Here is a 25,719-nt window from a genome sequence, read left to right as displayed (position 1 = left end):
AGCAAAACGTAATCAAGCAGTTGAGTGGGCGCTCGCGCGAGCTACTTGCTGGCCTTGCGCGCCGACAAGCGGTAGAACCCCGCCCCGTGCTGCCGAATGTAGGGCGCAAACTGCTGCGCGAAAACGCCCACCTGCTGGCCCGTCCACAGGTCCTGCACCGTGGCGCCGGCCGCCATTCCCAGCTCCTGCATGGTCACGGGCACGCGCACCGAGTCGGCGGGGGCGGGCAGCAGGGGGCTTTTGGTGAACACCAGCGCCTGAAACGTGCCGCCAGTGTTTTGCCCCGCAGCGGCCTGGTCGAGCCCCACAGTGGCCTTAAAGCGGGTGTAGCCCGCCGGCAGGTCATACTCGATAAGAGAGTTGGCGTGGGTGCCAATGCCCGCCGTGTAGGTTTGGCCACCCACCCGCAGCGGGCCGCCGCTCACGCTTTTGTTCACCGTAGCCTGGCCCCAGCCGGCAGTGGCGCTTTTCCAAGATAACGTATTAAGGGCTAACATTTTATTATTACCGCCCGAGAGCATAGGATTGAGCCAATCGGCGTGGTCCCAGGCGGTGCCATCGCCGCCGCCGCGCACGCTGAGGTAGAGCTTTTGGGCACCCGTGATGTCCACATCGAGCGGGGCTTGCGGGGCCTGGCGATTGATGAGCGGGCTGGCCGCGGCGGCTGCGCTGGCGGGGGCCAGCTGCTGGTCCTGGGCGTTGAAGAGGGCCAGGAATTTGTCGCCCGTGGCGGGGTCGTCGGCCACCCAGCCCACGAGGTCGCCGCGCCGAAACAGCTGGCGGTTGTGGGTGCTTTGCTTGTTCACGGCCAGCACGCGCGGGTTGGTGAGCAGGGCCAGCGTGGCGGGCGTATTGCTGGGCAGGTCGCCGCCCATCATCAGCGGCGAGCGGAAGATGCTCCACAACGTCATGAGCGTGCGCTGCTCATCGGGGGTGAAGCGCGTTTGGCGGTCGTCGCCGCGCTCGGCCCGGATGCCCAGGCGGCCCAAGGGCAGCATGTCGGCGTCGGGCCAGGCGCCAGTGGTGATGAACGGGGCCCAGCGGGCGCACACGTCGAAGTGCTCCTTCAGCTGCTCCCAGCTGTCCCAGAAGTCGCCCACCGTGCGCCACATGTTGGCGTGCTGCTGGGCGTGCTGGGCGTCGGCAATCGGCGTTTCGCCCGGCGACATGCTAAACACGATTTTGCGCCCCGTGCGGTCAATGGCCTTACGAATCAGCTCAATCTCGCCCGCGTGGTAGGGCTCCGAGAGGTCGTCAATCTTCACTAAATCAACGCCCCAGCTCGCGTACAGCTCAAACAGCGAGTTGTAGTATTCCTGCGCGCCGGGCCGGGTGGGCACCACCGTGTACATGTCGTGCAGCCAGGCCGCCTGGCCGTCTTTGCTATAAATGTCGGCCGCCGTGAGTTTCGTGCCCTTGATGGGCAGCTTGCGCTGCACCGCAATCACGGGCACGCCGCGCATGAGGTGAATGCCGAATTTCAGGCCCTTGGCGTGCATGTAATCGGCTAGCGGCTTGAAGCCCTGGCCGCCCGCGGCGGAGGGAAACCGGTTGGGCGCGGGCACGAAGCGGCCGTACTGGTCGATGTTCCAGGCGGGGTCTTTCTCGTTGTAGCCGTGGGCCGTGTCGTTGCCCACGTACCAGCGAATATCTACCACTACGTACTCCCAACCACTGGTTTTCAAGTACTTGGCCATGTAGTCGGCGTTGGCCTTGGTTTCGGCTTCGGTCACGGTAGGACCGTAGCAGTCCCAGCTGTTCCAGCCCATGGGGGGCGTGGCGGCCCACTGGTGGAAGTCGGCTTTGGGGGCGGCTTTTTGGGCGAGGGCGGGCTGGGCAACCGCCAGCAGCAGCGCACTGCGCCTGAACAACTTAGGAAGGAACGACATCGGCAAGCTGAGCAGCAGGTTGCTCACGCATGAGGTGGGACAAAGACGCCCGCAAGGTAGCGCATCGATTGTTTAGTTCAGAGTTAAACCTATCTTGATTGGTAACGCCTCACTAAACAAATCCTAACTGCTTATTACAAATAACTTATTAACTGACAATAATTTAACCATAACTACTTCACCCGGTAATTGGCCGGTATTTTCAATACACCCATGCACAATCGTTTGTGTAAAATTCTTTCTTTATCAACAGATGGCCTATACCAGGCTGGGATAAGCACTATAAAAAAAGGGCAGCCTACCGATTGGCAGGCTACCCCTTTTTGATTAGCAGTGTTTGCTAAGCAGTTGCTTTACAGATGAATAGAAGAAATAACCAATATGACAGCCGGAGCTGGGCGGGCAGCCCTACCCTACTTCTTCTTGGCCCACACGGCCGTGCCGTTGCTGTCGAGGCCGGTGAGGATGATGGTAGCTTTCTTATTCTCCCAGTCGCGGCCCTTTTGCACGTACACCGGGGCGGTGGTGCCATTGCTGAAGCGCAGCGTGAGCAGCGGCGCGGCGTAGGTCCAGGTGTTGGCGGTGCTGTTGTTGAAGGTGCCGTCGGCGGCCAGCGTCAGCGGGGTGCTGTACTGGAAGTTAGGCGTGAGTTGTTCGTTGCCGTAGCCGGGTATCACAACGTAGTTGAGCGTAATTTGCTCCCAGGCCCCCGGCAGGTCGGCCGGAGGCACGAGGCCGTTGTCTTCGCCCGCGTAGCGCTCGGGCGACACCACCGGCCAGCCCGAAGGCGTCCAGAAAATCTTGCGCACGTGCAGGTCCATGTAGTACGAGTCGATGCCCGGCCGGCCCTGGTGGGCCATGTAATATTGGCCATTGCCATCATCAAACACGCCGCAGTGGGCCGTGCCCTGCCAGCCGCTGTGGCCATCGAACTGGTAGGGCGCCAAAATCATGGGGCCGTGGTCTTCGGCCAGGTTGATGTCGCGGCCCTTGAAATCGAGGAACGGCCCGGCGGGCGAGTCGGCCCGGCCCACGCGCACGTTGTACTTGGTTTGGAGCCAGTCGTAGGAAATGAACAGGTAGTACTTGCGCTGCTCCTTATTATAGATAATCTCGGGCCCCTCGATGTTGCCGTTGATTTGACCACCCGTGAAGCCGCGCTGCGCAATGCGAGGCCCGCGGTCGCCGGGAGTGGCGTTGAGGCCGGTAGCCGCGTCGAGCTTCACCATGTGAATGCCATCGAAGGCCGAGCCGTAGTACATATGGTGCTGGCCCTGCTGGTCGATGATAACGGTGGGGTCGATGCCATTGGTGATATCGGCCGACGAATTATCGGTGGTGACTACCAGGCCCTTCTCCGTCCAGGGCCCGGTGGGCGAAGCCGACGTAGCCAGCCCAATGGCACTAACCTTGAACGCATTGGAAGCCAACGAGTAATACAGGCGGTATTCGCTCCCCACCTTCAGCACGTAGGGCGCCCACAGCAGCTTGTTGGGGGTGGCCCCGCGCTGCGTAATATAGGCCACGCCCATGGCGGGCAGGCCCTTCAGGGCCCAACCCACGAACTCCCACTGCACCAGGTCTTTCGAGCGGCGCACCTGCAAGCCGGGCGTCAGCACGGCATCCGAAATGCCGTAGCCCACGTCGGTGCTGTACATATAATAGTAGCCATCATCGGCCTTGACAACGGCCGGGTCGTGCACGTTGTAGGGCCCCCACTGCGCCGAGGAGCTCAGCGCGGCCACGTTGCTGTAGGTGTCGGTGATGTTGTTAATATCGAACGCGGCCGGCGCGGGCGTAGGAACCGGCGTGGGCGTGGGGGTGGGCGTCGGCGTGACGGGCGTGGGGTCCTTTTTGCAGGAAGCTGCGCCGAGCAGCAAGGCCACCAGCAGGCTGCTCCAGCGCAGCGAAGTAGAGACGGGCTTTTTCATGGGAATTCTTATAGATAGAAAAAACTGAACCAGTGGCAGTTGGCACCAAAAAACCCAGCCACACGCTGCCAGGCAGCGGCGCATGGCTGGGCAATATTTTGGCTGTCAGTAACTTATTTCTTGCCGGCTACCCGCAGCACCGTGAAAGAGTTGGGGGCCAGTGTATAGGTGAGCGTGCTGCCTTTCACGGCGAAGGTCGATTCCTGGGGGGCGAGTTTTTTGGGCTCCGTCAGGCTGTTCTGGGTTTGCAGGTCGGCACTGGCCATCACCTGGGCGCGGCCGGTTTTGCCGAGGCTTTTGGCGCCGGCCAGGTTGATACTGACGGGGCGCGGGCTGCTGGAGTAGTTCACCAGCTTCACCACCACGTCGCCGGCGGTTGCGTCGGTTACGGCGCTGGCGAAGAGGTTGTCGGTGCCGTTTTTGGCACCGGCGGGCATGGTTACGGGCAGCACGTTGGTACCCTTGTTGAGGGCGTACATTTTCTGCACGTAGTAGCTCGGCGAGCCGTACGAGTTCAGGTTGTCAAACCAAATCATGTCGGGCGTCCACTGCCAGGCGTCCACGTTGGCGAAGAGCGGGGCGTAGCTCGCCATGCCCACCACATCGGCGTTGCGCTCCAGGCCGGTCATAAAGGCGGCCTCCGAAATGGCGCAGTCCCAGGTGTTTTTGTTGTCGGGGCTGCCGATGGCGATGCTCTGGGCGGCGTACTCGCCAGCGAAGATTTTGGGGCCGGTGCGAGGGTACTTGTCGTAGCGGTCGGCGTGCGCCCGGAACCAGTCGGCTTTGGCGTAGTAGTGCTCGTCCACGTACTCGGCCTTCAGCTCGCCGAGGCGCTTGCTAGCTTTGTCGAAGAGGTCACCGCCGGGGCTGGGGCCGGCGCTCGATACGATTTCAATCTTGGGGTATTTCGCCTTCACGGCCTTGGCAAACGGCTCGTAACGCTCCAGGTACTGGGGCCCCCACTGCTCGTTGCCGATGCCCAGCATCTTGAGGTTGAAGGGCGCCGGGTGGCCCATCGCCACGCGCTTGGCACCCCAGGGGCTGCTGGCCGGGCCGTTGGCAAATTCAATGAGGTCGAGCGCATCCTGGATGAAAATATCCAGCGAGGGGTCGCCGGTGTTGGCGGCCGCCGGGGCGTTGGGGCCGCCCTTGGTGGCACTGGCGGTACCCATTGGGGCCAACTCGCCCGAGTTGAACTGGCAGGCCATGCCCACGTTCAAAATCGGCAGCGGCTCAGCGCCAATGTCTTCCGAAAGCTGGAAATACTCGAAGAAGCCCAGACCAAACGACTGGTAATAATCGGGCGTCGAGCGGTGCTTAAACTCCATGTTCCAGCGGTTCACGAGCGGCGTGCGGGCCGCCACATCGCCGATGGTTTCCTTCCACTGGTAGCGCTCCGAGAGGGTACGGCCCTCTACAATGCAGCCCCCCGGAAAGCGCAGAAAGCCCGGCTTCATGTCCTTGAGCAGTTGCACCAAGTCGGTGCGCAGGCCGTTGGGCCGCTTGTTCCAGGTGTCCTTCGGAAACAGCGAAACCACGTCCAAATCCACCGTGCCGGTGCCGTTGAGCACCAGCTTGAGGTGGGCCTTATTCTGGGTGCCGGTGGCGCGCAGCACCACCGAGTATTGCTTCCACTCGTTGGTGAAGCCGCTCACGGCCACCTCACCCAACGCTTCGCCCTTCTCCCCTACCAGCTTGGCCATGAGGCCATTAATGCCCCCCGGGCCGCGCCGGGCGTAGAACGAGAGCGTGTATTCGCCCCCCTGCTTCACGCCCATGCCCCGGAAGCCTTCGTTCTCAATGCCAGCCTCGCCGGGCGCGCCGTTGCGGGTAGTCAGGCGCACGTAGTGCGAGTTACTGGCCGTGATGCCCTGCTCGTTGCGCACGCTGTAGGTGTCGAGGTTAGCCGCGCCTTGCAAAGCTTTCCAGCCAATGAGCCGGGCGTCGGTTTCGAACGACTTGTTCTTGACCAGCTCGGGGTACAAGCCGCCGTCGGCCGCAAAGTTGATGTCCTCAAAAAAGAGGCCGTACATGTTCTTGTTAACGGCCGCGCCGGGCTTGTTTACCTGCACGGTGAGGCTGGCCGGGGCCGCCGTTTGGGCGCTGGCAGCCAAGGGGCCGAGCAGCGTGAGGCCAGTAGCGAGGGCTGGTAAGTAGCGGGTGGGGATGAATTTCATAACAACGTTAAGTGATTGCAGATGAAGCTAATGGCCCTAAGTAAGGCGGTCATGCGGAACGCAGTGAAGCATCTCTACCGCTCCGTTCGGTTTACTCCAAAGAAGCGGTAGAGATGCTTCACTGCGTTCCGCATGACCGCCTTACTTAGGCAGCCGAAACCTTAGCCCCGGAAGGCTACCTCATTAAAACGCAGCTCGTTTTTGAACGTGCGCAGCTTGGTATCGGCATCGATGATAACGAACTCGATACCAGCCATTTCGGCAAAGTCTTCGAAGTATTCGCTGGTCAGGTTTTGGCTGTAGCCGGTGTGGTGGGCGCCGCCGGCGAGTATCCAGGCGGCCGCACCGGTGGCGAGGTCGGGCTTCACCTTCCAGAGCACGCGGGCCACGGGCAGGTGGGGCAGGTCTTGCTCGGGCAGCACGGCCTCTACTTCGTTCACAATCATGCGGAACCGGTTGCCCAGGTCGATGATGGTGGCGTTGAGGGCCGGGCCAGCGGGGCAGTTGAACACCAGACGCACCGGGTCTTCCTTGCCACCGATGCCGAGCGGGTGCACTTCGGCGCGCACCTTACCTTCGGCAATGCTGGGGCAAATTTCGAGCATGTGCGAGCCGAGTACCTGCTCGTTGCCGGGCGCAAAGTGGTAGGTATAATCCTCCATAAACGAGTTACCGCCGGGCAGGCCGGCGCCCATCACCTTCATGGCGCGCACCAGGGCCGAGGTTTTCCAGTCGCCCTCGCCGCCGAAACCGTAGCCATCGGCCATGAGGCGCTGGGTGGCGATGCCGGGCAGCTGCTTCATACCGTGCAAGTCCTCGAACGTGTCGGTGAAGCCCTTGGCGTTGCGGTCGGTGAGAAACTTGCGCATGCCTAGCTCAATGCGAGCCGCATCGCACAGGCTTTCGCGCTTCTCGCCACCTTCTTTCAGGTTGTCACCTAGCTCGTATTCAGCTTCGTAAGTGGCAACCAGCTCGGCAATCTGCGCGTCGGTCACTTCGTTGGTCACGGCTACCAGGTCGCCGATACCGTAGGTATTCACCTCGTAGCCAAACTTGATTTCGGCTTCTACTTTGTCGCCTTCCGTCACGGCTACGTAGCGCATGTTGTCGCCGAAGCGCACGAAATGCGCGCCCTGCCAGTCGGCCCAGGCGCAGGCCACGCGGCCCCAGATGCTGAGGCGCTCGTGCACATCAGCGCTCTGCCAGTGGCCCACTATCACCTTGCGATTGAGGCGCATACGGGCCCCGATGAAGCCAAACTCACGGTCGCCGTGCGCCGACTGGTTGGTGTTCATGAAGTCCATGTCGATGGCATCCCACGGAATGTCGCGGTTGAACTGCGTGTGCAGGTGGGCCAGCGGCTTCTGCAAGATTTTCAGGCCGTTAATCCACATTTTGGCCGGCGAGAAGGTGTGCATCCAGGCAATCAGGCCTACGCAGTTGGGCGTGGTGTTGGCCTCCTGCATCAGCTTGTAAATCTCGGCCGGGCCGGTGAGCACCGGCTTGTACACAATTTTAATGGGCAGCTTGGTGCCAAGCTCGGCGGCAATTTGCTGCGAGTGCTGGGCTACCTGCTCCAGGGTTTCGGGGCCGTAGAGGTGCTGGCTGCCCGTAATAAACCAGGCTTCGTAATTCGAAATATCAATCATGAGAGGGGGTGGTGTAGCGTGGACTCTGTGAGTCCGCGCGTAGGGGAGTGATTGGGCAAACGGCGCCACGCGCGGACTCGCAGAGTCCACGCTACAGCCTTACTGCCCGTAGTAGGAATTTGCGCCGTGCTTGCGCTCGTAGTGTTTTTTAATCAGGGCATCTTTGAGGCGCGCCACGCCGGGCTTCAGCGTGCAGCTGAGGTAGGCCAGGCGGGCCACTTCTTCGAGTACAGCGCTGTGGTACACGGCTTTTTCCACCGTTTTGCCCCAGGTGAAGGGCGCGTGGTTGCCCACGAGTATCATCTCCACCTCGGCGGGCGAGAGGCCGCGCTGCTTGAATTCGTTGATGATTTGCCAGCCGGTTTCGTGCTCGTAATCGCCGGCAATCAGCTCGTCGCTCATGGGCGGCGCGCAGGGCACGTCGGCGGTGAGGTGGTCGGCGTGCGTGGTGCCCAGGATAGGAATATCGAGCTGCGCTTGGGCCCAGGCTGTGGCGTAGGTGCTGTGCGTGTGCACGATACCACCAATATTGGTCCACTCCTTGAAGAGCAACGCATGAGTTTTGGTGTCGCTGCTGGGCCGCTTGGTGCCTTCCACCACGTTGCCTTCGAAGTCCACTATCACAATATCGTCCGCCTTCAGCGTGGCGTAGGGCACGCCGCTGGGCTTGATGGCAAACACGCTCCGCTCGCGGTCTACCACGCTGGCGTTGCCGAAGGTGAAGAGCACCAGCCCAAGGGCGGGCAATTGCATGTTGGCTTCGTAGCAGGTCTGTTTTAGGTCTTGGTACTGGCTCATGCGGTGGCGACGGCTTGCGTTTCGGTTTCAGCTACGGGCTCAGTTTGGCTCGCCGTAGCGCTTTCTACAAACTGGCCGAGGGCCTGGTATTGCTTATAGCGGGCGGCATAGTCGGCCACGCTGGCCGGGTTGGGCGTGTAGGTTTCGGCAAAGCCGCTGCCCAACGCTTTTTGCGAAGTGAGCACGTCGGGGTAAATGCCCGCCGCCACGGCCGCGTACATGGCCGCGCCCAGGGCCGGCGCCTGCTCTGACACCGCAATCTTGATAGGCCGGTCGAGCACGTCGGCCAGCGTCTGCATTACGAAGGCCGATTTCTTAGCCACGCCGCCGATGCCGATAACCTGCTTAATTGGAATGCCTTCACTTTCAAAGCGTTCCACAATCTGCTTCGAGCCGTAGCAAATGGCTTCGACCAGCGCCCGGAAAATCTGGGGCGCTGAGGTGCCCATGGTCAGGTTCATCAGCGCGCCTTTGAGGGCCTGGTTGGCATCGGGCGTGCGGCGGCCGTTCACCCAATCGAGGGCGATAACACTGCTTTCGGCGGGGTCTACTTCGGCGGCGGCCTGGGTGAGCTGGCGCAACAGGTTGTCGCTCAGCTCCTGGTGAAACAGGGCCAGCTGCTCGGCGCTCAGCACTTGCGAGTGCGCCAGCGTGGCGGCCTGTAAGGGCCACTCCAGCATCTGGCGGAACCAAGCCAGTAAGTCGCCAAACGCCGACTGCCCGGCCTCCAGGCCCACCATGCCGGGGATAACCGAGCCATCGACCTGCCCACAGATGCCGGCCACCAGGTGGTCACCTACTTCGGCAGTTGGGGCCACTACGATGTCGCAGGTGCTGGTGCCCATCACCTTCACCATCGAATAGGATTCTATCTCACCAGCCACGGCGCCGGCGTGGGCATCAAACGAGCCTACGGCAATTACTGTATTGGTAGTCAGGCCTAAGCGCTGGGCCCACTCTTCGGATAAATGCCCGGCTACTTCATCAGCCGTGTACGTTTCCGAGAACAATCGATTGCGTAAACCAGCCAGTTTTGGTTCGAGGTGGGTGAGAAACTCCTCGGGCGGCAGGCCGCCCCAGCTCGCATGCCACATGGCCTTGTGGCCGGCGGCGCAACGGCTGCGCTTGAACTCGGCCAGCGGCTGGCCGGTGAGGGTGAGCGTGAGCCAGTCGCAGTGCTCCATCCAGGAGTAGGCGGCTTTCGCCACGGCCTCATCCTGGCGGGTGATGTGCATGATTTTGGCCCAAAACCACTCCGACGAGTAGATGCCACCTTCGTATTTGGTGAAGTCCTCGCCGCCCCAGGTGCGGGCTTTGTGATTGATTTCGGCCGCTTCGGCCAGGGCCGTGTGGTCTTTCCAGAGCACAAACAGCGCGTTGGGATTTTCGGCAAACTCGGGCAGCATGCCCAGCAGCTGGCCCTGCTCGTTCACGGGGCCCGGCGTAGAGCCGGTAGTGTCGATGGCGAGGCCCAGAATCTGCTCGGCGGGCACCTTGGCAGCCACTTCGCGCACGGTGGCTTCGAGGCCTTCGAGGTGGTCGAGCGGGTGCTGGCGGAAGCGGTTTTTGGCCGGGTTACAGTACTGGCCCTGCTTCCAGCGGGGGTAATGATGCACGGCCTGCGCGACTTCGGCGCCCGTGCGGGCGTCTACGAGCAGCGCCCGCACCGAGTCGGTGCCATAGTCGAGGCCGATAACGTAGGCCGGGGATTGGGTTTGCACGATATAATCTGATTAACAGTTAATTAAATCATTTTTGAACTTAGCAAAACGTTTGTCATTGCGAGCGCAACGCAGTGGAGCGTGGCAATCGCACCAGCACGATACCCGCGCATCATCATTTTGGTATCGTTTTGATGCGATTGCCGCGCTCCACTGCGTTGCGCTCGCAATGACAAACGGAGGGACTTACTACTTCCGCACCCCAAACGTGTAGCTGGTGGTGGTGTGGTAGGTGGCGCCCGGTTTCAAAATCGTGCTCGGGAACTTCGCCTGGTTGGGCGAGTCGGGGAAGTGCTGGGTTTCGAGGCAGAAGCCCGCGTGCTTGCCGTACACTAAACCGTTTTTGCCGGTGAGCGAGCCATCGAGGAAGTTGCCGGTGTAGAACTGCACGCCGGGCTCGTCGGTAGATACTTCCATGGTGCGGCCGGTGGTGGGCTCGTACACGGTGGCGGCGCTGTGCTGGCCGGTGGCCTGGTTCAGCACCCAGTTGTGGTCGTAGCCGCCGGGCACCTGCGCAATGCGCTCGCCAATGGCGTGGGGAGTGGTGAAGTCGAAGGGCGTGCCTTTCACGGGCTTCAGCTCGCCGGTGGGGATGAGGTTGGCATCGACCACGGTGTAGCGGTCGGCCGGAATGGTTACCTGGTGGGCCAGCACGTCCTTGCTCGTGCCCAGGGCCAGGTTGAAGTAGGCGTGGTTGGTGAGGTTGACGGGCGTGGCCTTGTCGGTGGTGGCGGTGTAGTCGATTTGGAGGGCGTTGTCGGCGGTGAGGGTGTACACCACCGTCACGGTGAGGTTGCCGGGGTAGCCTTCTTCGCCGTCCTTGCTGAGATAAGTCAGCGTGAGCGTTTCACCCTCGGCCGAAGTACCGGCCTTAGCAGCCCACACCTTCTGGTTGAAGCCCACGGTGCCGCCGTGTAGCGAGTTGCCGTTATTATTGAGGCCCACCTGATATGCCTTGCCATCAATGGTGAATTTGCCCTTGGCAATGCGGTTGCCGTAGCGCCCAATAAGCGCCCCGAAGTAAGGGTTCGACTTGCGGAAAGCGGGGCTCAAGTAGCCGTCTACCTTGTCAAAGCCCAGGATGATGTCACTGAGCTTGCCGTCCTTATCGGGCACGAGCAGGCTGGTGAGCGTGCCGCCGTAGGTGCTGATGCTGGCCTTGAGGCCATTCTTGTTGCTGAGGGTAAAAAGCTGGGTTTCGGTGCCGTCAGCAGTTTTGCCGAATGAAGCGGAGGTGGGCATGGCAGAGGCGCTGGTGCCAGTAGCGGCCGGGTCGGCGGGGGCCGTGGTAGCGGCCGGGTTCTGGCTGGTGGTAGATGGGGAACTGCAAGAGGCCAGCAGCAGGGCGCTGCTCAGGCTGGTTACCAGCAGGCTGGTACGGTGGGAAATGCGCATGGGGAGGAAGAAAAGAACGTAAATTTTACAGCACGCTCACTTTTTGGGTGAGTACGCCTGCCGCGCGGCGCACTTGCACCACATAAAGCCCCGCGCCCAGGCCGGCCGTGATGGCCAGCGTGGTTTGCCGCGGGCCAAACTGCTGCTGATAGACCAACTGGCCCTGCAAATTAAAAATTTCGACCGAAGTAGGGCCCGCAGTGGCCAAGCTACCCAACTCGACCACGAAGCTACCAGCCAGGGCCGGCACGGGGTAAATGGTAGCGCCAAGCAGGCTGTGCGGGGCAGCAGTGGCCGTTACCCCACCAGTGGCCGTCAGAAACCAGTGCTGACACACGCAACCGTTGTAATCAAACAAGCCCAGCTGGGTACCAGCAGTATTCGAGGCAGCCGGGACTTCTACCACCCGATTACCGTTCGCCGACGCAAATACCAGGCTACCATCACTGGCCTGGTTGATATGGAATTGCTGGCAGGTTTGCCCCGTGTAACTATCTAGCTGCAGCAGTGCACTGTTGCTGGCCGAGCAGCCCGCCACGCTGGCCGTCAGGCCCCCCAGGGCGCTCTTGATTTGGTAGTCGCCGTCACCAAGCGCCGTAAAGTCCCATTGCTGGCAACTGCCACTCGCCCGTGTGCCCTGCGTAATGCCCTGGCCCGCCGCACCCGTACAGCCCTGCGACTGCCATGCCAAACCGCTGGTGCTACCTGCCGCCGTAGCAATAGTGTAGCGGCTGGGAGCCACCCAATCGCGGCTCACCACGGGCCAGTCGGTAGCGTCCCAGGTCAGCTTGGCAATATCCAGCTTGGAGGTACCATTGTTGTAGAAATCGTAGAAGTGATGGGAAAAGTAGCTGGTACCATTCTCTTCAAAAATGCCCGTGTGGCCTGGCCCCACGAAGCGGCCCGACACATTGAGCAAGACGGTGCCGCCGTTACTGTTCAGGTTCGCCCCCGTTTTGTCCAGGAATGGGCCCGTAGGCGAGGTTGAGCGGCCCACCAGAATGTAATAGGTGCTATTAGAGCCCTGGCAGCAGTTCCCCCGGTTGATAAACAGGTAGTAATAATTACCGTGCTGCTTCATGTAAGAAGCCTCCACGCCGTTGTTGGCCACGGCATACTGCTGGGTACTGGCCCCGTTGAGCGGCTTGCCCGTAGCAAGGTCAAGCTGCAAAATGCGAATACCCCCAAAAAAAGAACCGTACGAAAACCACAGATTACCAGTAGCATCCCGCTGCATGGCCGGGTCGATAGCATTGGGCGCGCTGTTGCCAGCCCCGCTGGCCGATGACACTACCTCCCCTTGGTCTACCCAGTTGTAGTTCGGGCTAGTGGGGTCGAGCGTCACGTTGGTGGCCAGCCCGATGCCCGATGCCTGCGAACCAAACGTGGAGCAGGAATAGTACAGGTAGAACTTCCCATTCATATAAATGACATCGGGAGCCCAGTATTCATTCACGAAGCTGGGGACGCGGGCGCTTATCCAGCTAGGCCGGGTAGCCTGGGTGAAGACGGGTCGCGGTCCCTGGGTCCAGTTTATCAAGTCGGTCGAGTACTTGCTGGGAATACCCTGACCAGTATAAAAAATCCAGTATTTATTGCCATCCTTGATAATAGTCGAGGGGTCGTGCAAGCCAATATTGCCTTGCAAGGCGTGGGCCGGCGCACTAGCCCAGCCTACCAATACCAGCAGCAGTAGCACCGCTTGGCCAAGCGCGCGGCGCAGGCGCGGCGCAGGCGGGCAGGTGCTAGTACGCCCTGCCATTACCCGGTGGGATAGAAATAAAAACATAGGGGTGGGAATTCGGAAAAGCAGAAGCTATCGCGCTACAGCTGCAGTGGCTCAAAGACAAAACAGCCGCTCCAAGTTGCGGCCCAGAGCGGCTGTTTTATCAGGAGTTACTAGCCTATAAATAAATTTTAGAAGCCAGGATTTTGCTTGAGCGCCTTGTCAATATCAAGGTCGGTCTGCGGAATAGGCAGCAGGTTATTTTTACCTACGATAAAATTGTTGAAATCAGGGTCGCGCGCTTTCAGCTCGTTTATGCCCGCAGCATTATCAAGTAGCCCATAGCGTACCAAGTCGCTCCACCGGGTGCCTTCACCAGCCAGTTCGGTAATCCGCTCGTGGCGTAGCTGGGTACGTAACGCACCCTGCGTCAGGGTATTAGCTAGCGGCGTCAGTCTAACGCGGCTACGCACCTGATTGATAAAAGGAATGGCGGCGGCCGTCTGTCCCTGCTCATTCAACGCTTCCGCCTGCATCAGCAGCACATCGGCGTAGCGAATAAGCCGAATATTGATGCCGGAGAAGAAGTCTTCAAACGTCCGGGTCCGGTCGTTCTGGTACTTGCGCCACGTTATGCGGGCTGGATTAATATTGAGCCCACCTACGCCAAATGCCTTGCCATACAAGGTTGGTGTGCCAACCGCGCTGAACATAGTGGCATCGCGGCGGGGGTCTACGCCGCCGGTCGTGGTTTTATCAGTGTACTCGTTGAATACCCACTGGCGTGTTTCTACGTCGGTGAAGCCGATGCCGGGAGGTCCAAAGAACTGCGCCCGCTCGTTGCCTTCGGTTGCCCCGGCAAAGTCTTGACCGAACGTCTTGTTTGCTCCTGAAAACTGCACTTCATAGATAGACTCCGAGTTGTTCTCGTTGCTTTCCGTAAAGTTGTCTTCGTAATTTGGTACTAGTGAATATGTATTTGAAGATATCACTTCGGAAAACTGAGCCGAAGCCAGGGCCCAGTTTTTTTGCTGCATATACACCTTCCCCATCAGGGCCGTGGCCGCACCGCGGGTTGCCCGGCCTTTGTTAGCAGCATCGTAGGTAAGTGGCAAGTCAGCCTTGGCGGCCGTCAGGTCCTTGATGATTTGGGCATATACCTCATTCTGAGTTACCTGCGGAAATTGGGTGGTAGCATCAGCCAGCGTGAGCACTAGCGGCAGGTTACCGTAGAGCAGGGCAAGGTCGTAATACGTCATCGAGCGCATATAAAGGGCTTCCGCCAGAATACGCTTTTTCAAGGTCTCATCCATCTGAATGGCCGGCACATTCGTCAGCACCTGGTTGCACCGGAAAATCATGCTGAACATATCATTCCACAGGAAGGCAGACCGGCCATCCAACGTGTTGGTCTGCCGAAACACGAGGTACTGGTTCAGACCAGGGTCGGGTGTATTCGTCCATGACTCGTCGGAGCGGCCTTCGGTGGCGAAATGCCAGTAAAGGCTGTACGTCGAAAAAATCTGCTGCCTGGAATACACGGCTATACTAGCCCGAACGGCGTCGTCCGACGTTTTCCAGAACTGCGCCGTGCTTGGCGCGTTAGGATTTACCTGGTCCAGCAAATCCTTTTTGCACCCGGTTGCGGATACTAACACGGCTGCCAAAGCAAGAGTGGTAATTTTAGATAGTTTCATGGGAATAAAAGCAAGGGAGAATGGATGGACAGCGCGTGACCTATGAAAGAGCCCGGCCGCTCAGCCGCTTAGAAATTTACCTGCAAGCCACCAGTGAAAGACCGCACGTTCGGGTAGGTACCATCGTCGATGCCGCGGCCAAACACGCCGTTACCAGGCGTTTCCGGGTCGAAGCCCGTGTACTTGGTCCAGGTAAACACGTTGCGGCCCGTCAAGTACACGCGCACTGAACCTAAGCCCTGTACTTTGTCGCTAAGTGCTTTGGGAAAAGTATAGCCTAGCTGCACGTTTTTCAGGCGCAGGTAGCTGCCATCTTCCACCCAGCGGGTGCTGGTACGCTCAAAGTTTTTTACAGCTTCGTTGCCACCCCCGTACACCAAGCGAGGAGTAGTAGTCGATGGGTTGGTGGGCGACCAAGGGTTGAGGTCGCTGCGGAAGTTGCCCGCGCCGTCTTCCACATCAAGCGAGGCACGGGTAGAGTTCAGGATGCTGTTGCCGTGCACACCTTGGAAGAAGATGCTCAGGTCGAAGCCCTTGTAACCCGCCGTCAGGTTGAGGCCGTATTGCAGCGTGGGAAAGGGGTTGCCGATGAACTGGCGGTCCGTACCCAGGTCTATCCGGCCGTCACCGTTAGCATCCTCAAACTTCACGTCGCCAGGCTTGGATAAGGGCTGAATAATTCTGCCATCCGCGCTCTTGTAGTTGTCGATTTCCGCTTGGTCTTGGAAGACACCCAGCATCTTCACCAGGTAGAGTTGGCTAACAGGATGCCCAACCGTGGTTTGAGTCAAACCCAGGTAACCTGGGATGTTGGGCTGAAACTGTGATAGTGCGCGCACTTCGTTGCGCAACGTGGTTAGGGTCAGGTCGGCGCCATAGGTGAATGCATTGCGGCCTTCGTGGTAGCCCAGCGCAAACTCAAAACCTTTGTTTTGAATTTCTCCCAAGTTGGAGAATGGATAGGCTCCTGCACCCGCAACACCATAGTAACCAGGGAGCGTCGGGTTTACCAAGGCATTTTTAGTGCGCGAGATATAGTAGTCAGCCGATAAAGTCATCCGGCTATCCAGTATGGCTAGGTCGAAGCCAAAGTCAGTGGTGTAGCGTGACTCCCACTTGATACCCCGGCTCTCGAATGCTGTTTGAATAGCGCCATTTACGATGGTTTGCGTGGTGCCGAGTGGGTAGTTAACATTTGGGTTGATAGTAGCCAGGTAGGCATAATTGCCAGCCCCCCCGTTAATGGGGTCTCCCAAATTATCGTTGCCATTCACCCCATAGCTGGCGCGCAGCTTCAGGTTGTTTATTGCGGGTACTGCACTCTTAAAAAACTCCTCCTCGCTCACGCGCCAACCCACTGAGCCAGCCCCGAAGTTGCCATATTTGTTATTTGGGTCGAAGCGAGATGAGCCATCGCGCCGGAAGCTACCAGTTATCAGGTAGCGGTTCTTGAAATCGTAGTTAACCTGGCTGAAATAAGAGCGCTTAGCATAAGAGTCAAAACCTCCACCCACGTTGGCCGGCGTAGCCAAGTTGCTACCGGAGCCCAGCGAGAAAAAGTACTGCGGCGCTGAGGAGAAACCCGTGGCATTTGCCGTGGCGTTGTTCAGGTTATACGTCTGCTCTGAGTAGCCGAGTAGCGCATTGATACCGTGCTCGCCAAAGCGCTTGTTGAAATTCAACGTGTTTTCAACAAGCAAAAACGTCTGCGTACCCCGGTTCTCGAACAGGTAGGTAGTATTTGGGCTCGACTCGCCCAAGCGGATGTAACCTTCTTTGCGCGCGTTCCGGTCGTTGTAATCATGTACCTCCAGGCCAACGTTTAGCTTATAAGATAGGAAGTCGAAAAACGAAAACTCCGCGTTAACACTACCCTGCAAACGGTTGTTTTTCTGCGTGCTATTCAGAATTTGCTGGGCCGCGATGGGGTTAGTAGAGTAGTTGAACAGGTTGGAACTCCCGTAGCCGTAGCCCCCGAAGTTGGCCGGGTTGTACACCGGGATACCAGGTAGCTCGGTCAGCACGTCTACGAAGGCAACGTTGTTGAGCAGCGTGGTGTTGATGTGCGTCAGCAGCAAGCTTTCGCCTACCTTGAGGCGGCCCCGACGCAGCCCCGAGTTGAGGCGAACGCTGTAGCGCTCAAAAGACGGGCCCTTCACAATGCCCTGCTGGTTGAAGTAACCGGCCGAGAGCAGAAAATTAGTGGCGCTTTTACCGGTGGTGTTGCCCCCCGAAAGCGTCAGGTTGTAGTCCTGCACTTTACCAGTGCGGAAAAACTCTTTTTGCCAATCCGTATCAATGGCATCACTATAAGATGAGGTTCCTTTATATGCGCCGGGCGAGGTAGGTGGCAAGCCTGGGGGAAGGCCAGCATTGTTGAACGCCGTCGCCGCATTGTCGGCCCACTGGCTGTGATTGGTTAGGTTATACTTCTTAGATATATCCTCTATCCCAAAGTAGCCACTGAAGCCGATTTTGGGTTCGCCCGATGAGCCACGCTTTGTTGTGATAAGAATTACGCCATTCGCACCGCGTGAGCCATACACGGCGGTTGAGGAAGCATCTTTCAGTACGGTGGTCGACTCGATATCATTGGGGCTCAAGTCCCGAATATTGTCCGTCCACAGGCCATCAATTACGTAGAGCGGATTGCTGCCACCGGGGTTCACAGTACCTACGCCACGAATGGTGATACTGGGCACCGAGCCGGGGTTGCCAGCGCTTTCTACCTGCACGCCGGCTACCCGGCCCTGGATGGATTGCGCCAAGTTTGGCACGGGGGTCTTTGCAGCCTCCCGCACGTTGAGGCTGCTCACGGCACTCGTCACGTTCTGGCGGTCCTGCGTGAGGTAGCCCACTACCACCACATCAGCCAGCGAACGGCTATCGGGCACCAGGGCAATATCCACGATGGCGCGGCCACCCACGGCTATTTCCTGGCTGGTGTAGCCCACGTAGGAGAAAACCAGCGTAGCCCCATCGGGGGCCTCAATGGTGTAGCGGCCCTCGGCATTGGTGGCGGTGCCCACGTTGGTGCCTTTTACCAGCACGTTGACGCCGGGCAGGCCCGCGCCTTTTTCATCCACAATGCGGCCGCTTACGGGGCCGGCGGCGGGCGTCGAACAGTGCGTTTCGGTGGTGGTCAGGTTAGCGGCCAGCAGGGGTTGCAGAGGCAGGCAGCCGAGCGCAACGGGCAACATAAGCCGGCGCATCTTGGGTACGGACTTTCTCATAGCAGCGAGAAAAATTGGGTGGGGAAAGTGAATGCGAGAAAGAAATCTGTTTACACAATCGATTGTGTAAGTTATATTAAAAAAACGTCACCAACTTGCTCGACCGTCTTGGGATATGCCCGCTCGAAGTGATGCCGCTATTGAAACAACGCAACAATAATAGGGGCTTTTTTGAGAATTAACAAAAAGGAAATGCTCAGTAAAAGCCCATTTTCCACCAATGCTCCCTTAAAACCTGCCAAACGGCAATTATTAGCCTGTTTGCGCTACCAAAAAAAATCGAAACGACCGCAAACGATTTCGGCACTACATTAACGATTGTGCAGATAGACCATCCTATACGGGTGTGCTAGGCAAGGTGGTACCCTCCTGTTTTTACGTAGCCGCAGGCCGCAAAAAGCCCCCACTGCGCGCCGGGCGGGCCGCAATGGGGGCAAAAACAACGCCTGGTAACCCAGGCAGGTAAGCAGTTACTTAGCTACCGGCATCAGGGGAGGCACCTTGCTTTCGACGTGCTCGCCGCGCACGAGGCGCGAGTAAAGCGACAGCTCCTGGTCGAAGAGGAAGCGTAGCAGCACCTTGGTGTAGCTGGTGTGGTGCAGCAGCGGCTCGTAGAACTCGGGGGCCATTTCGCGCAGCTTGGGCAGGTGGTTCCACGGCACGCCGGGCAGGTCGTGGTGCTCGTTGTGGTAGCCGATGTTGAGGTGCACCCCGTTGAGGCGGCCGTAGTAGGAGGTCGTTTCCTGGTCGGGGCTCAGCACGAGGTAGTGCTCCTGAATCCAGCGGGCGCCCACCGGGTGCAGGCTCACCGAAAACCAGAAGCTGAAAAACAGGTAGATAAACGCCGACGGCCCCAGCCACAGGTAAATACCCACGTTAAAAACGATTTGGGCTAACCAGTTGACCGCGATGTACTTATCGAACGGTACTACGCTGCGGCACCGGAACGTACGCACCAGCTGGAATATCGGGAAGAAGAACAGCCACACCATCTTACCGATGGCGTAGTGCTGGATGAGCTTAGCCTCGTAGTGGTCGGGCAGGTCGGCATCGTGCTCGAAGTGGCCCAGCGCCGAGTGGTGCTTGAGGTGAAACTTGCGAAAGCTCATGGCCGTCGGAATCACCATGGGCAGGTTGGCGGCGATGCCCACGGCAGCATTGGCCCACTGGCCCTTAAACACTAGATTATGAGTAGCTTCGTGCACAATCACGAACAGCGTGTGGCACACAAACGCCCCCAAAATGTAGGAGGCCGCCAGCGACCAGTACCAGGCCTGGCCACGCAGCAAATACACCATAGCCACTTGCAGGGCAATGCAGCCCACCGTGATGAGGGCCGTATTGGCATTGCGGGTCATCAGGCGCTTCACCTCGGGGTGGGCCTTGAGGAGCTGGCGGGCGCGCACGTGGTGCGCTACCGGCTCGGCGGTAGGAATATATGCGGTAGGGGCAACAGCCATATAGAATAAAAAAGAATTAGCGAATACAATGCGGGGCTGCGAAGGTAGGCCTTTCCGGTTAACTCGCCCGTAACAGGGCATTCATACTTCGCGTTCCTACCCTGGCTCGGGGGCCTTGATACGCGGGTCGAAGGCAAAGTCTTCGCGGCCCGCAATGCGCACCTGGGCAAAGTCGGGGTGGCGGGTGTTGAGCACGTAGTTGTGCTCGTGGGCGATAATGGACGACGGCACCCGCAGCACGGCCGCCGCCTGGCGGCGGTACCAGGCCGCGCCCAGCGGCTGGCAGCGGGCGTAGGCGCTCGTGAGTTGCCAGTCGGGCGGCAAGTCGGGCAGCAGCAATTCTTCCACGGCCAGCGCATCGGGCACTTCCAGGCGTAGCACGGCAAACCGGCTGGCCAGGCCCTCGCCGCTGCGGTGCACCACGTTTTCGAGGCAAGCCAGGGCCCGGCTACCGGCCGCATAAATGACAAACTGCCCACGCAGATTCCAGCGGCCGGGGTTGCCGGAAGCTACGAGCTCGCCAGCATACTTGGCCAGGCAAATGCGGTAGATTTCCATTCTTTATTGGGCCTGCTGAATCAGCAGACTGGGTTGGCAGACCTGCCTATTCATTTTTTAGCCCGTAGAAGACTCGGAGGCAAACGGCTCCTCACGGGCTGGTTTTACCTATGAAAATCAGGCAAAGTCGCCGTAGGCGATGCGGCTCACCTCTTCGGCCACCAAATCGATGCCCCCGCTCGTTTGGAGCAGGGCCAGCGGGGGCTGGTTATCGAGGCCGTAGGCGGGCTTGCCCAGCCAGCGCCGGAAGGCCGCCGGCTCGCCAAATACGTCGCTGCCCTGCTGGGCCAGGACCAACAGCTTGAGTACCTGCTCACTAGCTGCTGGAGCCAACCGCTTGTTGGCATCGCGGTAGGTACGCAGGGTTTTGGTGGTGGTGTGCAGCAGGTCGGCCAGCTCTTCAGGGGTGACTTGCAATAGATTAGCTACCGCGAAAGCCGACTTGGCGGGCACGCCGGTGCGGGCCTCCATTACCAGGGCAAAGGAGTCGGTGACGACCGTGGCCAGGCTGGACAAAGCCGCCGGAATGGCGCTGGGCGAATAAGCAGGGACAGCAAGCATAAGCAAAGGAAATAGGCTAGCCCAAGGCAGCCGGGCAGGCACCAAGCAAAGATGGGAAACTTTTCTTTATAAAACGGAAAAATTACTTTCCGGTTCCTGACACCCTGCCTAACTACTTGCCTGGCTGGCAACGCTGAGGCCCGGCGGCCCGTTGGGAAAAGGACCTTTTCCACTTCCCCCAACTTTTACGATTATGCCGGCTCCTGCCCTACCCCAGCGCATTGTGGCGCTTGAAGAACACGTTTCCTTTCCCGATATGGTCGAGCGCATCCCGGTGGCGGCCCGGCAGCAGGCCGGCTGGCTTTCGGCGGCCCTCGACTCGCCGGTGCGCGCCCAAGCCGCACAGCTGGCCGAGATAGGCCCCGAGCGCCTGCGCCTCATGGACGAGGCGGGCGTTACGGTGCAGGTGCTCTCCGTTTCGGGGCCGGGCGCCGAACTGCTAAGCCCCAGCGAGGGCCCGGCCTTCGCCCGCGAGTACAACGACCGGCTGGCCACCGCCATTGCCCGCCATTCCGACCGCTTTGCCGGCTTCGCCCACCTGCCCATGACCAACCCCGCGGCGGCGGCCGATGAGCTGGCGCGCACCGTGCGCGAGCACCGGTTTTGCGGGGCGCTGCTCAATGGCACCACTCGGGGGCTCTTTTTGGATGACCCACAGTTTGCGCCGCTGCTGGCGCGGGCCGAGGAGCTGGGCGTGCCGCTGTACCTGCACCCCGGCATTCCGCCCGAGGCGGTGCGGGCCGCGTACTACGACAACCTGCCCCACCACCTGGGTATGCGCCTGGCAATGGCCGGTTTCGGCTGGCACGCCGAAACGGCCGTGCATGTGCTGCGCCTCATTCTCAGCGGCACGCTGGAAAAATACCCGCGCCTCAAGCTTATTATCGGCCACATGGGCGAAATGCTGCCCGTGATGATGGCCCGCGCCGACCAGACCGTGCCACCCGACCAAACGCACCTGCCACGCACCATCAGCCAAACGCTGCGCGACCAGGTGTACATCACCACCAGCGGCATTTTCACGCGCCCGCCGCTGGAGGCCGCTCTGGCCACGTTTGGGCTGGACAACATCTTGTTTTCCATCGACTACCCGTTTGCGCCCAACGCGCCGGGCCACGCCTTCCTGGCCGGCCTGGAGTTGCCCCCGGCCGACATCGAGAAATTGGCTTACCGCAACGCCGACCAGCTGCTGGGCATGGCCTCCTAACCTCATTTCTTTTGGCGATTAAAACAGTCTTCAGCGCAGCTGTCAGTTCCGTGTACACGCTGTAGAGACGCATCCTTGCGTCTCGTCGTTGTTTAGAATGCTCAGCATCAGCTTATTCAACGACGAGATGCAGGGATACGGCTCTACCTCAACCTATTAAAATCGTAGGCAGCCCGGATGCCCCACTACGCGCTGCCTGACGAGCAGCAGTGCCCGACCTTTGCGCCATGCCCTCGCCTACCCTGCTCCTTATCGACGACGAAAACCGCCTGCGCCAAGTGGTGGCGCGGGTGCTGGAGCTGGAAGGCTACACCGTGCTGCAAGCCCCCGACGCCCGCCGCGGCCTGCAAACCCTAGCCGAGCACGCCGCCGAAATCACCGTCATTCTCTCCGACGTGAAGCTGCCCGACGGCAACGGCGTGGCCCTGCTGCCGCGCTACCAGGCCGCCGCCCCGCTGGCCGAAATTATCCTGCTCACCGCCTACGGCACCGTGGCCGACGGCGTGCAGGCCATGAAGCAGGGCGCGTTTGACTACCTCACCAAGGGCGACTCCGACGACCAGCTGGTGGTGGTGGTGGCCCGCGCCGTGGAAAAAGCCCAGCTGCGCCGCCGCGTGGCCGAACTCGAAAAGCAGGTGGGCCAGCAGTATACCTTCGCCGCCATGATTGGGCAGTCGGCGGCGCTGGCCAAGGCCAAGGACCTGGCCGCCCGCGTGGCCCCCACCGACAGCACGGTGCTGCTCGAAGGGCCCACCGGCGCGGGCAAGGAGCTGTTTGCCCAGGCCATTCACCAGGCTAGCCTGCGGCGAAGCAAGCCATTTGTGGCCGTCAATTGCAGCGCCTTTCCGAAGGATTTGCTGGAGTCGGAGCTGTTTGGCTACAAGAAAGGAGCCTTCACCGGGGCGCTGGCCGACAAGCGCGGTCTGCTGGAAGAAGCCAACGGCGGCACGCTTTTTCTCGACGAAATCGGGGAGCTGGAGCTGGCCGTGCAGGCCAAGTTTTTGCGGGTGCTTGAAACCCAGGAGTTTACCAAGCTCGGCGACACCAAGCCCACCCGGGTCAACGTGCGCTTCGTGGCGGCCACCAACCGCAACCTGCGCCAAGAGGCGGCCGAGGGGCATTTTCGGCCCGATTTGTACTACCGCCTCTCGGTGTTTGAGCTGGCGGTGCCGCCCCTCAGCGCCCGGCCCGACGACGTGGCCCCGCTGGCCCGGCACTTTTTGCAGGTGTTTGCGGGCAAGCTGCGCAAGCGCCTGCCGGGCTTCGACGCCGATGCCCTGGCCCGCCTCACACGCTACGCCTGGCCCGGCAATGTGCGCGAGCTAAAAAACGTGCTGGAGCGCGCCGCCATCCTGGCCTTCGATAACCAGCCGCTGACCCTCGACGACCTGCCGCCCGAGCTACAAAACCTGCCCGCCCCCCAGCCCGCCGACCCCACCGACCGCAGCCTGCGCGCCGTGGAGGCCCGCCACATTGGCCAGGTGCTGCGCGAAACCAGCGGCAACAAAATGGAAGCCGCCCGTCAGCTCGGCATCGGAGTAAAAACGCTGTACCGCAAAATCGAGGAGTACGACTTGTAGCGTGGACTCTGCGAGTCCGCGCGTGAGAATATTGAACAGGCTTCCCCAACTGTAGCGTGGACTTTGTGAATCCGCGCGCAGGAACGTTGAACAAGTTTTCCCACGCGCGGACTCGCAAAGTCCACGCTACAGGTCCATTTTGACCCAGCCACCGGGTCAAAATGACCTACTGACGAAGTTTTTCCTAAATCAAGTGTAAAATATTTTTAAATTATCTTACTGATTGACAATGTTTTAACATAATAAAAGCCATTAACCTGCACGCAGGCCCGGCTTTCGCAGAGGGTACTGCACCGCCCCCCGACACATCGCGGGGAGCCGGCCGCCGTTATGCGTTTGCAAGCTAAAATCACCCTGGGTTTCCTGGCTATGCTGGGGCTGTTGCTGGGCATTGCCTGCTACGCCTTTTTCACGCTGAGCCGCCTCGACCGGGCCAACCAGGCTGTGTTGCAGGACAATTTTTACTCGGTGCAGCTGGGCCAGGGCATGTTGCAAGCCATTGATGAGCTGGCAGTTGCCCCCGCCGCCACCCCGGCGCTCGGCCGCCTGCACACCCTGCTGGGCCATGAGGCCGGCAACATCACCGAGCCCGGCGAGCGCCGCCTGGTCGATAGCCTTACCCAGACCCTGACCGCCTACCCCGGCTCGGGCGCCGCCACCAGCCAGGCGCAGCTGCGCCAGCTCACCCACCGCGTGGTAGCCCTAAATATGACGGCCCTGGCTCGCAAAAATGCCCAGGCTATGCACACCGCCGGCCAGGCCAAAAACTACCTGCTGCTCTTCAGCGTGTTGAGCGTGCTGGTGGGGCTGATGCTGGTGGGCAGCGTGCCGCAGGCGGCCGTGGGGGGCCTGCGCAAGCTGGCCGCCAGCCTCGACTACGCCACCCGCACCAACTTCGCGGCCACCGTGCCCATCGAAAGCACCGATGAGGTGGGGCAGGTAACGGCCGCCTTCAACCGCCTGCTGGTGCATGTGCAGGACATTCGGGGCCACAGTCTGGCCGATGTGGTGACCGAGCGCAACCGCACCAGCGGCCTCGTGCAAACGCTCAGCGAGCCGCTTTTTTTGCTTGACCCCAGCCGCCGCGTGCTCGTGGCTAACCCGGCCGCCTGCACCCTGCTGGGCCTGCCCGAAAAGCAGGTGCTCGACCGCCCCGCCGCCGAACTGGCCCAGGAAAACCCGGTGTTTGCCCAGCTGCTGGCCCCGGCCCTGCTGCCGGTGGCCCAGCGCCCGGCCGGCCCGCAGCCGTTTTCGGTGGTGGGCACCGATGGCGTGGCGGCCCATTACCAACTAGCTGTTCACGAAGCAGTTGCCTTCAACGAGGCCCGCGACCAGATGGAGGCCGTGGGCACGGTGCTGGCCCTGCGCAACGTATCGGCCTTCCGCCAGCTCGACCAAACCAAGTCGGATTTTCTGGCCACCGTATCGCACGAGCTGAAAACGCCGCTTTCCAGCATCAACTTCAACCTCAAACTGTTACACGACCCGCGCGTGGGCGGCCTCAACCCCGAGCAGCAGGAAATAGTGGGCACTATTAAGGAAGAAAACCAGCGCCTGCTGCGCCTCGTGGGCGAGCTGCTGACGGTGGCCCGCCTCGACGTGGGCCAGGGCATTGCCCTCAGCCTGCGCCCGCTGGCCGTGGCCGACCTGGTGGCCGCCGCCACCACGCCGCTACAATTGCAATTGCGCGCCCGCCACCTCACCCTCGATACCCAGTTGCCCGCCGACCTACCGCCCATCCGGGCCGACCTCGAAAAAACGGCCTGGGTGCTGCTCAACCTGCTGGTGAATGCCGTGCGCTACTCGCCCGAGCAGGGCTGCATCCGCCTCAGCGCCGCCCCCACGCCCGATGGCCGCGCCGTGCGCGTGCAGGTCCAGGACCACGGCCCTGGCGTGGCTCCGGCCGACCAGCAGCGCATTTTCGAGCGCTTTGCCCAGGGGCCGGCCGCGCCCCAGGCCAGTGCCACCGACGACCCCGGCACCGGCCTGGGCCTCAGTATCTCACGCGAATTCATCGCCAGCCAGGGCGGCGAGCTGGGCCTCGAAAGCACCGCCGGCCAGGGCAGCACCTTCTACTTCACGCTGCCCGTGGCGGGCTAGTTTGCTTAACTAATTCATAATTCAACATTCATAATTC

The 25,719-nt window shown here is 60.4% G+C and carries 16 protein-coding genes; 3 read left to right on the top strand and 13 right to left on the bottom strand.

What is annotated here, in order from left to right; translation table 11 throughout:
• Positions 1–41 precede the first annotated feature (41 nt).
• The 13 genes from ACYVGC_RS07685 to parS all read right to left on the bottom strand — a co-directional run bounded on the left by ACYVGC_RS07685 (position 42) and on the right by parS (position 20,795).
• A complete protein-coding gene (locus ACYVGC_RS07685) occupies positions 42–1,889 on the bottom strand; it encodes an NPCBM/NEW2 domain-containing protein (RefSeq protein ID WP_460583223.1) in 1,848 nt (615 codons plus the stop codon).
• 413 nt (positions 1,890–2,302) lie between these two features.
• Positions 2,303–3,820 carry an arabinan endo-1,5-alpha-L-arabinosidase gene (locus ACYVGC_RS07680; protein ID WP_460583222.1) on the bottom strand — a complete coding sequence of 506 codons (1,518 nt, stop codon included), beginning with the start codon at positions 3,818–3,820 and terminating at the stop codon, positions 2,303–2,305.
• Positions 3,821–3,933: 113 nt separating this feature from the next.
• Positions 3,934–5,997, bottom strand: a complete 2,064-nt coding sequence (locus ACYVGC_RS07675; RefSeq protein WP_460583221.1) for an alpha-L-arabinofuranosidase C-terminal domain-containing protein — start codon at positions 5,995–5,997, stop codon at positions 3,934–3,936.
• Positions 5,998–6,158: 161 nt separating this feature from the next.
• Positions 6,159–7,646 (bottom strand): L-arabinose isomerase, encoded by a 1,488-nt coding sequence (gene araA, locus ACYVGC_RS07670; RefSeq protein WP_460583220.1) that lies wholly within the window; start codon positions 7,644–7,646, stop codon positions 6,159–6,161.
• 99 nt (positions 7,647–7,745) lie between these two features.
• A complete protein-coding gene (locus ACYVGC_RS07665; protein WP_460583219.1) occupies positions 7,746–8,444 on the bottom strand; it encodes an L-ribulose-5-phosphate 4-epimerase in 699 nt (232 codons plus the stop codon).
• Positions 8,441–10,165, bottom strand: a complete 1,725-nt coding sequence (locus tag ACYVGC_RS07660) for a ribulokinase (RefSeq protein WP_460583218.1) — start codon at positions 10,163–10,165, stop codon at positions 8,441–8,443. The genes ACYVGC_RS07665 and ACYVGC_RS07660 overlap by 4 nt, the downstream gene beginning before the upstream one ends.
• 189 nt (positions 10,166–10,354) lie before the next feature.
• Positions 10,355–11,560: an aldose epimerase family protein gene (locus tag ACYVGC_RS07655; protein WP_460583217.1), complete on the bottom strand. Its 1,206-nt coding sequence runs from the start codon at positions 11,558–11,560 to the stop codon at positions 10,355–10,357.
• Between the two features lie 25 nt (positions 11,561–11,585).
• A complete protein-coding gene (locus tag ACYVGC_RS07650) occupies positions 11,586–13,322 on the bottom strand; it encodes a family 43 glycosylhydrolase (protein WP_460583216.1) in 1,737 nt (578 codons plus the stop codon).
• 155 nt (positions 13,323–13,477) lie between these two features.
• Entirely contained in the window at positions 13,478–14,944 is a 1,467-nt protein-coding gene (locus ACYVGC_RS07645) for a RagB/SusD family nutrient uptake outer membrane protein (protein ID WP_460583215.1), read from the bottom strand.
• A gap of 107 nt (positions 14,945–15,051) precedes the next feature.
• Entirely contained in the window at positions 15,052–18,216 is a 3,165-nt protein-coding gene (locus ACYVGC_RS07640; RefSeq protein ID WP_460583214.1) for a SusC/RagA family TonB-linked outer membrane protein, read from the bottom strand.
• 470 nt (positions 18,217–18,686) lie between these two features.
• The gene (locus ACYVGC_RS07635) at positions 18,687–19,676 is read right to left on the bottom strand and encodes a fatty acid desaturase family protein (RefSeq protein ID WP_460583213.1); all 990 of its coding nucleotides are present in this window, start codon (positions 19,674–19,676) and stop codon (positions 18,687–18,689) included.
• A 96-nt stretch (positions 19,677–19,772) separates the two neighbouring features.
• Positions 19,773–20,234 carry an RES family NAD+ phosphorylase gene (locus ACYVGC_RS07630; protein ID WP_460583212.1) on the bottom strand — a complete coding sequence of 154 codons (462 nt, stop codon included), beginning with the start codon at positions 20,232–20,234 and terminating at the stop codon, positions 19,773–19,775.
• A 117-nt stretch (positions 20,235–20,351) separates the two neighbouring features.
• Positions 20,352–20,795 carry a type II RES/Xre toxin-antitoxin system antitoxin gene (parS, locus tag ACYVGC_RS07625; RefSeq protein ID WP_460583211.1) on the bottom strand — a complete coding sequence of 148 codons (444 nt, stop codon included), beginning with the start codon at positions 20,793–20,795 and terminating at the stop codon, positions 20,352–20,354.
• A 193-nt stretch (positions 20,796–20,988) separates the two neighbouring features.
• Here parS and ACYVGC_RS07620 point away from each other — a divergent pair, with 193 nt between their 5' ends.
• From ACYVGC_RS07620 to ACYVGC_RS07610, 3 genes are all read left to right on the top strand, one after another.
• Positions 20,989–22,002, top strand: coding sequence for an amidohydrolase family protein (locus ACYVGC_RS07620; RefSeq protein WP_460583210.1), 1,014 nt, complete (start codon positions 20,989–20,991; stop codon positions 22,000–22,002).
• A 227-nt stretch (positions 22,003–22,229) separates the two neighbouring features.
• The gene (locus ACYVGC_RS07615) at positions 22,230–23,582 is read left to right on the top strand and encodes a sigma-54-dependent transcriptional regulator (protein ID WP_460583209.1); all 1,353 of its coding nucleotides are present in this window, start codon (positions 22,230–22,232) and stop codon (positions 23,580–23,582) included.
• A gap of 330 nt (positions 23,583–23,912) precedes the next feature.
• On the top strand, positions 23,913–25,682 hold the full coding sequence (locus ACYVGC_RS07610; RefSeq protein WP_460583208.1) for an ATP-binding protein: 1,770 nt from the start codon (positions 23,913–23,915) through the stop codon (positions 25,680–25,682).
• The last annotated feature ends 37 nt before the right edge of the window (positions 25,683–25,719 follow it).

Source organism: Hymenobacter arcticus, assembly GCF_054779975.1.
Note: the sequence above shows the minus strand (reverse complement) of the source record. Positions and strands in the feature narration are given on the sequence as shown.

Coding starts and splice junctions, on each gene's coding strand:
- ACYVGC_RS07665 (WP_460583219.1), bottom strand. CDS start 8,444: ATGAGCCAGTACCAAGACCTAAAACAGACCTGCTACGAAGCCAACATG.
- ACYVGC_RS07640 (WP_460583214.1), bottom strand. CDS start 18,216: ATGAGAAAGTCCGTACCCAAGATGCGCCGGCTTATGTTGCCCGTTGCG.
- ACYVGC_RS07655 (WP_460583217.1), bottom strand. CDS start 11,560: ATGCGCATTTCCCACCGTACCAGCCTGCTGGTAACCAGCCTGAGCAGC.
- araA (WP_460583220.1), bottom strand. CDS start 7,646: ATGATTGATATTTCGAATTACGAAGCCTGGTTTATTACGGGCAGCCAG.
- ACYVGC_RS07685 (WP_460583223.1), bottom strand. CDS start 1,889: ATGTCGTTCCTTCCTAAGTTGTTCAGGCGCAGTGCGCTGCTGCTGGCG.
- ACYVGC_RS07650 (WP_460583216.1), bottom strand. CDS start 13,322: ATGGCAGGGCGTACTAGCACCTGCCCGCCTGCGCCGCGCCTGCGCCGC.
- ACYVGC_RS07620 (WP_460583210.1), top strand. CDS start 20,989: ATGCCGGCTCCTGCCCTACCCCAGCGCATTGTGGCGCTTGAAGAACAC.
- parS (WP_460583211.1), bottom strand. CDS start 20,795: ATGCTTGCTGTCCCTGCTTATTCGCCCAGCGCCATTCCGGCGGCTTTG.
- ACYVGC_RS07630 (WP_460583212.1), bottom strand. CDS start 20,234: ATGGAAATCTACCGCATTTGCCTGGCCAAGTATGCTGGCGAGCTCGTA.
- ACYVGC_RS07610 (WP_460583208.1), top strand. CDS start 23,913: ATGCGTTTGCAAGCTAAAATCACCCTGGGTTTCCTGGCTATGCTGGGG.
- ACYVGC_RS07615 (WP_460583209.1), top strand. CDS start 22,230: ATGCCCTCGCCTACCCTGCTCCTTATCGACGACGAAAACCGCCTGCGC.
- ACYVGC_RS07675 (WP_460583221.1), bottom strand. CDS start 5,997: ATGAAATTCATCCCCACCCGCTACTTACCAGCCCTCGCTACTGGCCTC.
- ACYVGC_RS07635 (WP_460583213.1), bottom strand. CDS start 19,676: ATGGCTGTTGCCCCTACCGCATATATTCCTACCGCCGAGCCGGTAGCG.
- ACYVGC_RS07680 (WP_460583222.1), bottom strand. CDS start 3,820: ATGAAAAAGCCCGTCTCTACTTCGCTGCGCTGGAGCAGCCTGCTGGTG.